Source organism: Nocardioides sp. BGA-UO-ETr-FS32, from assembly GCF_059567905.1.
The window spans coordinates 106,913-119,525 of the sequence record NZ_JCAQOX010000016.1 but is presented as its reverse complement, the minus strand read 5'-3'; the positions used below and the strand labels follow the sequence as shown (position 1 = coordinate 119,525).

Sequence of the window (12,613 nt, the reverse complement as noted above, 5' to 3'; positions counted from 1 at the left end):
GCCCGTGGCTACCGCCGTGAGGCTCGGGTCCCGCACTGGTGGCCACCGCCGTCAGCGAGGTCCGTCCAGCTCCCCCGCGCGGGCGGCGAGCAACCACGCCAGCAGGTGGCTGCGCGTGTTGCCGTCGTCGATCGCGGTGTCGGGCAGTCGCCGCCCGACCTGCTGGGCGCGCTCGGGATCGGCGAGGGCGAGGTACATCGTCAGGTAGTCGCCGAACATCGTGTCGAACCCACGCGCCGACGCCTCGGCGACGTTGGCACGCACGCGCTTCTCGTCGACGCGTCCCTGGGCCATCACCGCGGGCATGGGCAGCAGCTGGATGCCCAGCATCGCGGACGGCTCGTCGCTGAACCAGGTGGCCCACTCGCGCTTGCCGCCCCAGTTGAGGGAGACCATCGAGTGGTCGTACGCGGCCGGGAGGTTGCGCGGCTCCAGCCAGTAGGCGCGCGCCGAGGCGGTCTCGAGGCTCAGCTGCCACGTCGCCTGCCGGGCGAGCGCCCGGTTGCCGTCGGCCTCGGCCCACAGCGCCAACCCGTTCCAGGCGTTGATCGCCTCCGAGCTCGACTCCTGGTTGTTGCCGTCGGCGAAGATCGACGTCCCCGACGCCCACGAGTGTGCGGTGTAGGGGTCGAACGAGCGCAGGGCGGGCAGCGAGCGGTTGGTGGCCGGGGAGGCGATGTCCTCCGCGAGCGCGGTGAGGGTCGGTCGCCAGCGGTCGAGCAGCCGGGGCTCGCCCTCCGCGAGCAGCGCGGCCGCCGCGAGGAAGTAGCCGTAGTGGAAGTGGTGGTCGTTGAACTCCTCGGACCCGAAGGAGGCCGCCCGGCCCACCACGCCCTTCCAGGCAGTGTCGTAGGCGAAGCAGCGGGTGGCGTCGGCCCCGCACTCGGACGTGCCGCCCAGCCAGGCGTCCAGCTCGGCGACCGCCCGCTCGCGGATCGTGCGTGCGGCCGGGCCGGCACCGACGTCCTCGGCGAGGCGGGTGAGCTGCGCCATCCGGTGGACGTCCTTGCCGCCAAAGTAGGTGTCCTGTCGCGGCGCGTCGCCGGAGACCTCCTGCTGCACGTCCGCGACGACCTGGTCGCGCAGCTGGGCACGTGCCGTGCGGCCTAGCCCGGCCACGTCCGGCGTCGCGTCCGGCCGAAGGGCCCGCACGCCGGACACGAGGGACCGGGAACGGACCAGCCGGAGGGGTCCGTAGAGCGAGTCCACGCGACCGCGGACCGTCGCACGGCCGAGGCGCTGGTGCGGCATCGCCGCCAGCACGGTGCTACGGCCACGGGGGGTCCTGTAGTCGATCCTGGTCCGGGCCTGTCCCCCGGCGAGCTGGTAGCTGGTCGACGTGCCGCGCACGGGCACCGCACCACGGACGAGCTCGGCGAGCGTCGCGTCGTCACGACCAGCGAATGCCAGCAGGGTCTCCCCGCGCTCCAGCCGTACGACGTCACCGGCGGGGTCGACCGCCCGACGGCTGCCGTCGGAGCCGGCGACCGCGAGGCCGTACGTCGTGTCACCGGCCACCATCGCCAGCCACCGGCCACCGTCGCGACGCACGAGCCCGGCAGGCACGGTGACGTCCTGGTCCTGCAGCGCCGTGTAACCGACGTAGGGCCAACCCTCGGCCAGGTCCAGCTCGCCGACCGCGGTGCCGGACGAGGTGTAGGTCGAGGTCACCGAGACGGGGTCCGCCCGGGTGGCGCTGAAGGCGTCGGCCGCCAGGCCGAGCCGCAGCTCGGGGGCGAACGGCGCGGTGATGGTCCGCTCGGAGGCCGACACCCGGGGCAGCCCGACGGCCACACCGGTGGCGTCGGCCTGGGCAGCCAGGGGCATCGCGAAGACCGGCTGCGGCTCGGGACCGAAGAACATCCCGGAGTACCACCGGTTGGTGGGCGGCGCGAGGTCGGCGTCGACCCGGTCCGTCCCCGTGGCGCCCTCGACGTGGGGCAGCCGCGCGGCCGCGGGCGTCCAGGACGCCGGCGCCTGGCGCGACACGGACGTCCACCCGGACGCCTTCGCGGGGCGGAACGGGTCGAAGGCGCCCCGGTCGCTCGACGAGACACGCTCGCGGTCGAGCAGCGACCCCATGCCCACTGCGACGCTGGCGAGCACGGCGACTACTGCGACGGCCGTCACGGCGACGGTGAGCCAGCTGCGGCCCCTCATCCCGCGCCTCCAGGGGTCAGCAGGCCGGCGAGGAGCGTACGGAGCCTCTCGGCCAGCCCGTCCCTGCTGAGCGTCACGTCGACGTCGACCGGAGTGCCGGAGGAGAACATGCCGCGGTTGTCGAGGTCCGGGGACACGACGCGCAGGCGGGTCGCCGCGCTCTCACCGTCGGTGCGGACACCGATGCGCTCGATCTCCGCCCGCACGGCGCGCTCGTCGGGCAGGCGTACGGTCACGTCGTCGGCGGCGCGCATCAGGGCGTACTGCTTCGGCGTGAGCCGGAAGTCGGCCTGCACGTAGCTGGTGCCCTGCTCCTGCACCTGGGCAAGGGTCGAGTTGGCGTCCACGTAGGCGCCCTCGATGGGCTGGACGTCGGAGACCTTCCCGGCCGAGGTCGCGCGGATCACGACCTTGGAGCCACCGCGGATGTCGTAGGGCGACTTCTCGGGCTCGATCGCGTCCTTCGCGATCTCCCGGGCCAGCTCGCTGCTCTGGACGACGAACAGGGTGTCGCCCTTGCCGACCTGGTCGCCGACGTCGACCTTGCGCGCGACGACGGTGCCGGCGTACGGCGTGCCGACGGTGTAGTCGTCGGTGCGCACGGTGGCGCTGACGTCGTGGACGGTGCTGATGCGGTGGTTCATGCTCAGCGCCAGCGCGGCGACCGCGCCGACGACGAGCAGCATGCCGACGAGGTACTTGAGACGGGTGAGGAAGTTCATCGGGGGCCTCCAACGAGGTTCGTGGACGGGGTGGACGAGGGGGCGAGGGGCGCGGGCTCGGACGCACGCCGTCGGCGGGCACGCCGTGCCTCCTGCCGTGCCTCCCGGCGCGCCGTACGGCGGGCGGCGCGCGCGGTGCGCGCCTCGCGGTAGGTGACCGTCAGGAAGATCCCGAGGACGATCGTGTTGAGCGCGTTCCAGGCCAGGGCCACGTTGAAGGAGCCGGTGACCTCGGCCTTCCAGGCTCCGACGACCGTGGTGAGGAGCAGGAACACGAAGACCAGCACCTGCGGGAACGTGTAGTTGAACGGCGAGCGGGCGCCGCCGGCACTGCCGGTGACGTGCCACTGGCGCTCACGCCTGGTGACGGCGTTCCACATCGCCTGGATGTAGATCGGGAACGACGAGGACGCGAGCATCAGCGTCTCCCAGCGGAACGAGCCCATCGTGTAGAGCGCGACCACGACCTGCATGAAGTAGAAGCCGGCGTAGTACATCAACCAGGTGCTCGTCGGCACGCCGAGCGCCACCGGGGTGAGGTCGAAGTAGATCTGCAGCGGCGGCACCATGAGCAGCAGCGCCGGGGCGATGCCGTTGAGGTAGAACGTCGCGGTCGTGAGGTACTGGATCCGCTGGTCGGTGGTGAGGTTGCGCTTGCGGCTCAGCGGGTTGTGCCGCAGCAGGATCTCGAAAGCGCCGGTGGCCCAGCGCAGCTGCTGCTTGCTGTAGGCCTCGACCGACTCGGGGGTGTCCCCGACCGCGAGCACCGCGCCGGTGTAGATCGAGCGCCAGCCGCGTTCGTGCAGGTGGATCGAGGTCCAGATGTCCTCGGACTTCGACTCCTGGTAGATGCCGCCGATGTCGGCCACGGCGTTGCGGCGGAAGACGACGTTGGTCCCCACGCAGAACGCGGCGTTGAAGCGGTTCTTGCCCGACTGGATCAGGGAGTAGAACACCGACTGCATGTAGCCGGAGCCCCGGGACAGGACGGTGTGCAGGTTGCCGTAGGTCTGCGGGGTCTGCACGAAGGCGACCTTGTCGGTGGCGAAGTAGGGCAGCGTCTCGTGGAGGAACTCCGGCTTCGGGGCGAAGTCGGCGTCGAACACCGCGAAGAACTCGCCGTCGGTGATCGAGAGGGCGTGGTTGATGTTGCCCGCCTTCGCGCCCTGGTTGTCGGGGCGCCGGACGTACTCCGCGCCCAGCTCGTGGGCCAGGTCACGGACGTCGTCGGAGCGGCCGTCGTCGAGCACCAGCGTGCGGTGGTGTCCGCGGATCGCCAGCGCGGCGGAGACAGTGCGGCGGATCACGTCCAGGTCCTCGCCGTACGTCGTGACGAACACGTCGACGGAGGCCGGCTCGTCGTGGATCTGCATGGGCCACCGGCTCGGGGTCGACTCGAGGCCCTGCGCCACGATCTGGCCGGGGTCGAAGAGGCCGCGCTTGGCCTGGTGGTACGCGTAGTCGCGGGCGTCGTAGCCGCTGGAGAGGATGGTCCACAGGGCCAGCAGCGCCTGCGCGATCAGCCAGGTCTCGGCGGTGACGACGAGCGCGAACGGCAGCAGGTCGCCGTGGTGGGAGGGCCGGAAGATGAAGGTGGCGTACGCCAGCACGCCGATGGTGGCCAGCAGCACCAGCATCATCAGGGACGGCGAGCTGGACCTGGTGGCGTCGCGGGTGTGGTCGGAGCTGAGTCCTTCGGTGCCCGGGGTCGGGCGGAGGAGTCGTTCGAAGTCTGCGGTCGTGATGGTTCTTCTCCTTCGTGGGGGACACTGCCCGAGCGCAGCGAAGGGTCGGCCGTGGGCCGGGATGTCAGGGGTGCCGAGAGGCACGCAGGCGTCCGGCTGCGTGAGCAGACGCGTGCAGGGGCGCTCGTCGATCGCGAACGATCGTCCGGCAAGGCCATTGGATCGATCCAACGGCGAACGGACCACTATGCGCGTCTGGTCCCACAGACACAAATCGGCCCCACCGGACCTCGGAGACCCCGCCGTGCGCCGACCGGCCGATAGGCTCCCCGTCGTGTCTGCCACGCTCGTCGCGAAGGACCTGTCCGGCGGACACGGTCACCGGGTCCTGTTCGAGGGACTGGACCTCACCGTCGCCCCGGGCGACGTGATCGGCGTCGTCGGCGCCAACGGCGCGGGGAAGTCGACGCTGCTGTCACTGCTGGGCGGTGCGACGGCGCCCCTGGCGGGTTCGGTGTCCTGCGCACCCCGCGACGCCTTCGTGGGGCTCCTCCCGCAGGAGCACGAGCGGGTGCCCGGCGAGACCGTCGCCGCGTACGTCGCCCGGCGTACGGGTGCCGCCGAGGCGACGGCAGCGATGGAGTCCGCGGCGGCCGCGCTGGGCTCCGGGGAGCCCGGGGTCGACGACGCGTACGCCGTGGCGTTCGACCGCTGGATGGCAAGCGGGGCCGCAGACCTCGACGACCGGATCGCACCGGTGCTCGACGACCTCGGCCTCGACGTCGGCCCCGACGCACTGATGACCTCGCTGTCCGGCGGGCAGGCCGCCCGCGTGGCGCTCGCGGCCCTGCTGCTGAGCCGTTTCGACGTCGTCCTGCTCGACGAGCCGACCAACGACCTCGACCTCGACGGCCTCGCGCGGCTCGAGGCCTTCGTGCAGGGCCTGCGCGGCGGGGTCGTCCTCGTCTCACACGACCGTGAGTTCCTGGCGCGCTGCGTGACCCGCATCGTCGAGCTCGACCTCGCCCAGCACCAGGTGACCGTCTACGACGGCGGCTACGACGCCTTCCTGGAGGAGCGCGCGATCGCCCGCCGCCACGCGCGCGAGGCCTACGACCAGTACGCCGACACGCGGGCCGACCTGGTCAAGCGGGCACGCACGCAGCGCGAGTGGAGCTCGCAGGGCGTGCGCAACGCGATGAGGAAGAGCCCCGACAACGACAAGATCCGGCGCAAGGCCGCGACCGAGTCGTCGGAGAAGCAGGCCCAGAAGGTCCGCCAGATGGAGTCGCGGATCGCGCGCCTCGAGGAGGTCGAGGAGCCGCGCAAGGAGTGGGTCCTCCAGTTCGACATCGCCGCCGCACCCCGCTCGAGCACCGTGGTCGCCACCCTCAACGAGGCGAGCGTCCGGCTGGGCGACTTTGGGCTCGGACCGGTCTCCGCCCAGGTCGAGGCGGGTGACCGGATCGGCATCACCGGCCCCAACGGCGCCGGCAAGACCACGCTGCTGCGGCTCCTCCTCGGCGATGCCACCCCCGACACGGGCTCCGCGTCGCTCGGGGCCTCCGTCGAGGTGGGGGTCATCGACCAGGCCCGCACGACCCTCGACGACGCCCTGCCGCTCGGCGACGCCTTCGAGGCCGTCGTCCCGCAGCTCACGCAGGCCGAGGTCCGTACGCTCCTGGCCAAGTTCGGCCTGAAGGCCGACCAGGTCGCGAGCGAGGTCGGCCGCCTCTCCCCCGGCGAGCGCACCCGCGCCGCCATGGCGCTGCTCCAGGCCCGCGGCGTGAACCTGCTGGTCCTCGACGAGCCCACCAACCACCTCGACCTGCCCGCCATCGAGCAGCTCGAGCAGGCCCTGGCGTCCTACGACGGCGCGCTGCTGCTGGTCTCCCACGACCGTCGGCTGCTGGAGAACGTACGGCTCGACCAGCGCTGGGAGGTCGACGCGGGACGGGTCGTCGTCCGACACGTCTGACGCCCTCATCCAGCCTCGGCGACCACGTCCTTCTCGAGCGCGAGGCGCACCTGCTCGACGAGGTCAGCCAGCGAGAACGGCTTGGCGAGCACCGCGTCCGCCCCGGCGGCGAGGGAGGTCGCCACGTGCTCGGGGCCGGCACAGCCACTGACGACGATGATCGGGCCCCGATAGCCGTCGGAGCGCAGCAGGCGGACGGCCTCGAGGCCGTCCATGTCGGGGAGGCCGCGATCCATGACCACGGCATCGGGATCGACCTGACGGGCGAGGGTGCGGGCGGCCTGCCCGGCGCCCTCGCTGTGGACCTCGAACCCGGCTCGCGTGAGCACGACCCTCATGACGTGCACGAGGTCGGGTTCGTCCTCGACGATCAGCACAGTGGCGGCCACTCGTTGAAGGTACAACGATCGGCAACGGGCTGCCCACGAAACGGTGACATTCCCCTGCAAGTCCTGGGGCTCGGGGGATGGTGCGCGTCGGATCAGGTCCTCGCCGCCATCCCCCGCTCCAGCTCCGCGATGATCCGCGGCCGCAGCTCGGTCGGGCTGATGACCGCGTCGACCGACCCGACCTCGACCGCCCGGTGGATGTCGTGGACGCCGTCGAACTCGGCCGCCACCTCGCTGATCTTCTCGGCGCGCAGCGTGGTCCTGAGGTCGGCCAGCTCGAGCAGCAGCCTGGCGCGCGACGGACCCTCGGCGGTCGCGACCTGCGACTCGAGAGCCTGGTGGCGGGGATCAGCCGCCGCCCGCTTGTCGACCTCCGCGGAGAACACCACGGCCGCGGCCGGGGCCCCGCCGATCACCGAGGCGAAGGACCCCTCGACCGCGAGCACGGTCATCGCCGGGTTGAGCGCCTTGGAGAACACCACGAACGCGCCGCCGTGGTAGCGCGAGATCACGCAGAAGACGATGGGCCCGTCGAAGTTGACGATCGCGCGACCGATCTCGGCGCCGTACTCGAGCTGGAGGCTGCGCATCGAGTCGGGTGAGCCGTCGAAGCCCGACAGGTTGGCGAGCACCACGAGCGGGCGGTTGCCGCTGGCGGCGTTGATCGCCCGCGCGGCCTTCTTCGACGACCGCGGGAAGAGGGTGCCGGCGGTGTAGGTGTCCGGCCCGTCGGTGGGCGGGAAGCCCCGGCGCGGCACCGGCCGCGACTCGATGCCGAGCAGGCAGACCGGCCAGCCGCCGAGGTGCGCGTCCATCACCACGGCGGTCTCGGCGTCTGCCATGCCCACCCACCGCTCGAGCGTGGCGTGGTCGGCATCGGACACCGCACGCATCACGGTGCGGATGTCGAAGGCCTTCTTGCGCTCGGGGTTGCGGGTGCTGGAGAAGATCTCCCCCACCGTCGTGAAGTCGCTGTCCGGCGTGTCGTGCGGGTACGCCGAGACGTCGCGGTCCGCGGGGTCCGTGGTCCGTGCCCGTCGCGGACCGGTCTCACCGGGCACGACGTAGGTGTGGGCGTAGTGCTGCATGAGAACGTCGACGGCCGCGGGCAGGTGCGGCGCCCAGTACTGCGCCTGGCCGTTGGGGCCCATCACGCGGTCGTAGCCGCCGATCCCGTAGTTGTCCTCGGCGGACACGCCGCCGGAGAAGTCGAGCGACTGCTTGCCGGTCAGCACCATCGCGCTGTCGGGCGTCATCACCAGGATGCCGCGCGTGTGCATGAGCATCGTCGCCTCGGCGTTCCAGTAGGGCTGCGCACCGACGTTGATCCCGGCCACGACGACGTTGATCTCGCCGCCGTCCTGGGTGAACTCCACGATCCGCTTGAGGGCGGCCGCGACCCAGTCCATGTTCTCGGTGCCGGAGTCCATCGAGATCCGGGCACCGGCCGACAGCGCGAACCACTCCACCGGGACCTGCAGCCGCTCGGCGAGGTCGATGGCCGCGATGATGCGCGAGCACTCGGGCTCGGAGACGGCCCCCAGGGCCTTGGTGGGGTCGCCGCACAGCACCACGCGCGTGACGCCCTCGGGGTGCAGCTCGGTCGGCGTCGTGACCACGGCGACGAGCAGCGCCGCCTTGTTGAGCCCGCGGGCGCGCTCGACCGGCACCAGCGCGCCGGTGTCGTCGAGGTCGTGCTCGACCAGGCTGCCCCCGCTGCCGGTCAGCAGGCTCTGCAGCTCGTAGGGGTAGACCAGGCCGCGCCGCTTGGCGCGCAGCACCTTGGAGGCGTAGTCGTCCAGCGGCTGGAGCAGCTCCGTGGGCGGGGCGTCGATCGTGGTGGCGACGCCACCCCCGACCTGCGCGTGGAAGCGTACGACGACGGGTTGCGGAGTGCCGTCCGGACCGGGGACCCGCCCGTGGGCCTGCACCTCCTCGATGCTCGCGCCCTCCGTGAGCGGGGTGATCTTGTCCCGCAGCGCGGCGAGCTGGTCGAGGTCGGCGTCGACGACGGGCCACACGTGGACCCACACCTGGTTGAGGTCGAGCTTCGCGCCGTCCGGCCGCTCGGTGCGGGCCCGGCGGATCGCCTCGAGGCAGTTCTCCACCGCGCGCTCCACGTGCGGGAGCGCCACGACCGCGCCGGACTCGTCACGCACGACGGCCACCTGCCGCACCTGCGCGAGGGCGACGAGGCGCTGGTCGGCCGGGTTGTCGGGGGCGGTGCAGTGGTAGAGAAGCACGTCCTCGGGCGCCTCGAGGCGTACGACGTCGAACTGCCGCAGCCGCCACAGGTTGAGGCGGCGGCCCACCATCGGGTGGATGCCGCGGACCAGGCGGTCCTCCTCCATCGCCGCGGGGGCCTCGTCGACGGCGGGCCGGAACGTCACGTAGTCGACCGGGCGGTCACCGCCGCGGGTCACCGCCACCACGATCCGCCGGATGTCGGACGAGAAGGCGACCTCGCCGAGGAGGTCGCCCAGCCGGTCGCTGGTCTCCTGCGCGGAGAGCTCCTCCCCCGGCCACGACAGGTAGAGGTCGACCACGGCCTGGGAGCCGGCCGGGCGGGCCGCGACCTGCTCGCCGATCGCACGCACCAGCGCACCGTCGGTGTCGCCGAGCTCGTCGATCGTCCCGACGGTCGTCACCAGCCGGGTCGGCCGGTCGACGTCGAGGACGTAGTCGGCCACCGCGAACGGGCGGCCCTCGATGTCGAGGACCCGGAGGTCGTGCAGCTCGTGCTCGCGGTAGTGGCGACGTACGAGCACCTCGAGCATCGGCTCCCGCGGCGGGATCCCCCCGGCCAGGCGCTCGGCGAGGAACCGCACGATCTGCTCGGGGATCGCCGCCAGCGCATCGATCCGCCGGGCCCGGTCGGGGGCGTCGTCGGCGGAGAGCTCGACGAGCTCGCCGCGCACGCCGGCCAGGACGCTGGAACGCTCCTCGTCGACGGCCGGCTGGTCGAACCAGCGGAACCGGAGGCTGCGGGCGAGGTCGCCGACGATCGGGAACCGCAGCTGGGTGGCGCGCACCAGGCGCTCGAGGAGCGAACGGACGACGTCGCCGTCGGCCTCGGACGGCGGCGGCCCGGCGATCCAGGCCTGCAGCAGGCTGGTGACGAGCTGGACGTCGGCGGCCGAGCGTCGCTGCGCCAGGTAGATGCGGAAGACCGCCTCCTCCAGCTCGGGGGTCCGGTCCAGCTCGGTGACGCCGTAGCGGGCGAGCACCGCCTCCAGCCGGCGGCCGAAGTGCTCGCCGAGGGCGTGACGCTCGAGGTCGAGGCTCTGCAGGTAGGTGTGGAAGTGCTCGCGGGAGCTGTGCACCCGCAGCTCCGTGTGCTCCTCCTCGCCACCCGGCCGGTTGCGGCTCAGCTCGGCCAGCTCGGCGAACATCCGCAGCAGCTCGATCTCCCCGGCCAGCACGTCGTGGCCGGCCGTACGGGCCTCCTCGCGGGCGCCCAGGTAGCCGGCGAGGGTACGGCGCTCGGTCGCCGGGTCGGTGTCGTAGCCGAGCATGGCCGCCCGCAGGTCGGCCAGCCCCTCCGCCACCTCCGCGTCCGCGGCCACCTCGGGCTCCGCCTCCGGAAGCTCCAGGTCCGGACCTGCGCTGGCCGACGCCTCGGCCCCCGCCTCGGCGGCATCCTCGACGGGCTCGATGCGCAGCAGCGGCGCGCCGTTCTCCACCTGGCTGCCGGTCTTGACGAGGATCTCGCGCACCCGGCCGGCGAACGGCGCGTGGACCACCGTCTCCATCTTCATGCTCTCCAGGACGAGGACCGAGGTGCCCGCCTCGACCAGGTCGCCCTCGCCCACCGGCGTCGCGACCACGAGCGCCGGTGCCGGCGAGCGGAGCATGCCGCCCTCGTCGCGGGTGACCCGGTGGGTGACGCCGTCGACCTCGACGAGCTGCACCGGTCCGTGGGTGGCCGTGACCAGCCGGAACCGCTGGCCGTTCACGGTGAGCGTGGTGTGGAACTCGTCGATCCTCACGACCTGGGCGTCGACCACCGTCGCGCCCTCGCCCTCGCCCCCGGCGACGGCCACGCGGAAGCGGTGCGGGCCGGTGCGCAGCGCCGTCACGTTGTACGTCGTCCCGCGCAGCTTGAGGTCGACGCCGCGGCCCACCTCGTGCTGGACGTTGGGTCGACCTCCGCGAGACGTCTCGAGCAGGTGCTCGATCTCGAGGCGCTCCTCGTCCTCGTAGGCGTGGATGGCGGCGGCCACCAGCGCCACCCCGGAGTGCCGGTGGGAGTGGAGACGACCCTCCCCACGGACCCGGTCGATCCAGCCCGTGTCCGCCCAGCCGGCGCCCCCGCCGTCGGTCACCTCGGGCTGGGCGAGCAGGTCGAGGATGAAGCTCTTGTTGGTGGCGCCGCCCTCGATCACGACCGTCGTCTCGGACATCGCCCGGCGCAGCCTGGCCAGCGCCTCCTGCCGGGTCGAGCCGACGGCGATGATCTTGGCGATCATCGAGTCGAAGTCGGCGGGGATCGAGTCGCCGGTGCCGACCCCCGTGTCCACCCGCACCCCGGGGCCGGCGGGCAGGTCGAGCAGCGCGATCCGGCCCGGTGACGGGGCGAAGTCGCGGTCGGGGTCCTCCGCGTTGAGCCGCGCCTCGACCGCGTGACCGATCTCGACGGGCTTCTCGCCCTCGAGGACTCCCCCCGACGCGACGAGCAGCTGCGCCCTGACCAGGTCGATGCCCGTGGTGGCCTCGGTGATGGGGTGCTCGACCTGGAGGCGGGTGTTGACCTCGAGGAAGGCGAAGGTCCGCTCGCCGGGGTGATAGAGGAACTCGACGGTGGCGGCGCCGACGTAGCCGACGGCGAGCGCCAGGCGCTCGGCGGAGGCCTTCAGCTCCTCGGTCTGCTCCCGCTCCAGCAGCGGGGACGCCGACTCCTCGATGACCTTCTGGTTGCGGCGCTGGATCGAGCAGTCGCGCACCCCCAGCGCCCAGGCGTGGCCGTGGCTGTCGGCGATCACCTGCACCTCGACGTGCCGGGCCCCGGTCACGAGCTTCTCCAGGAAGACCACCCCGCTGCCGAAGGCACGCTCGGCCTCGTCACGGGTGCGCTGGTAGGCCTCCTCGAGGTCGGCCGCCCCGGCCACCATGCGGATGCCGCGGCCGCCGCCGCCGGCGGTCGCCTTGAGCATCAGCGGGTAGCCGACCCGCTCAGCCGCGGCCAGCGCCTCCTCGAGCGTGTCGACACCTCCGCGGCTCCAGGGCGCGACGGGGACGCCGACCTCCTCGGCGATCAGCTTGGAGCCGATCTTGTCGCCCAGCGTGCGCATGGCCTCCGAGCTCGGGCCGATGAACGTGACCCCGAGCCGCTCGCAGAGGTCGACGAAGGCAGGGTCCTCGGCCACGAAGCCCCACCCCACCCACGCCGCGTCGGCGCCGGTCTCCACGAGGGCCCGCTCGAGCACGGCCAGGTCGAGGTAGGGCCGCGCCGCGGCGGGACCCAGGGAGTACGCCACGTCGGCCTCGCGCACGAACATCGCGGCGTGCTCGGCGTCGGTGTGGAGCGCCACCACCTCGACCGGGGGGCCGGTCTGCTCGGCGTTGTGGTCGCGGACCGCGTGGATGAGACGCATGGCTGCCTCCCCCCGGTTGACGACCGCGATGCGGGAGAACCGGACACGACTGGAGGGGCGCAGCTCAGGGGGCACCTGCCGAGAC

General features: G+C 72.5%; 6 protein-coding genes. 1 reads left to right on the top strand and 5 read right to left on the bottom strand.

The window, feature by feature from the left end; genetic code table 11:
- Nucleotides 1–51 precede the first annotated feature (51 nt).
- From AC57BS_RS18225 to AC57BS_RS18215, 3 genes are read right to left on the bottom strand one after another with little or no spacing between them, the layout of a single operon-like run.
- Entirely contained in the window at nt 52–2,160 is a 2,109-nt protein-coding gene (locus tag AC57BS_RS18225; protein ID WP_496412864.1) for a glycosyl hydrolase, read from the bottom strand.
- The gene (locus tag AC57BS_RS18220; RefSeq protein ID WP_496412863.1) at nt 2,157–2,882 is read right to left on the bottom strand and encodes an efflux RND transporter periplasmic adaptor subunit; all 726 of its coding nucleotides are present in this window, start codon (nt 2,880–2,882) and stop codon (nt 2,157–2,159) included. Before AC57BS_RS18220 ends, AC57BS_RS18225 begins: the two co-directional genes overlap by 4 nt.
- On the bottom strand, nt 2,879–4,522 hold the full coding sequence (locus tag AC57BS_RS18215) for a glycosyltransferase family 2 protein (RefSeq protein WP_496412862.1): 1,644 nt from the start codon (nt 4,520–4,522) through the stop codon (nt 2,879–2,881). The genes AC57BS_RS18220 and AC57BS_RS18215 overlap by 4 nt, the downstream gene beginning before the upstream one ends.
- Before the next feature lie 379 nt (nt 4,523–4,901).
- On the opposite strand from AC57BS_RS18215, the gene AC57BS_RS18210 reads away from it, so the two are divergent.
- Nucleotides 4,902–6,545 carry an ABC-F family ATP-binding cassette domain-containing protein gene (locus tag AC57BS_RS18210; protein WP_496412861.1) on the top strand — a complete coding sequence of 548 codons (1,644 nt, stop codon included), beginning with the start codon at nt 4,902–4,904 and terminating at the stop codon, nt 6,543–6,545.
- A gap of 5 nt (nt 6,546–6,550) precedes the next feature.
- On the opposite strand, the gene AC57BS_RS18205 is transcribed toward AC57BS_RS18210, so the two are convergent.
- Both AC57BS_RS18205 and AC57BS_RS18200 read right to left on the bottom strand, forming a co-directional pair.
- Complete coding sequence (locus AC57BS_RS18205) at nt 6,551–6,934, bottom strand: response regulator transcription factor (protein WP_496412860.1); 384 nt, start codon at nt 6,932–6,934, stop codon at nt 6,551–6,553.
- A 92-nt stretch (nt 6,935–7,026) separates the two neighbouring features.
- Nucleotides 7,027–12,603 (bottom strand): ATP-binding protein, encoded by a 5,577-nt coding sequence (locus AC57BS_RS18200; RefSeq protein WP_496412859.1) that lies wholly within the window; start codon nt 12,601–12,603, stop codon nt 7,027–7,029.
- Between the last annotated feature and the right edge of the window lie 10 nt (nt 12,604–12,613).

Excerpts from the sequence above, each read along its gene's own strand:
- AC57BS_RS18220 (WP_496412863.1), bottom strand. The coding sequence starts at position 2,882 with ATGAACTTCCTCACCCGTCTCAAGTACCTCGTCGGCATGCTGCTCGTC.
- AC57BS_RS18225 (WP_496412864.1), bottom strand. The coding sequence starts at position 2,160 with ATGAGGGGCCGCAGCTGGCTCACCGTCGCCGTGACGGCCGTCGCAGTA.
- AC57BS_RS18215 (WP_496412862.1), bottom strand. The coding sequence starts at position 4,522 with ATGATGCTGGTGCTGCTGGCCACCATCGGCGTGCTGGCGTACGCCACC.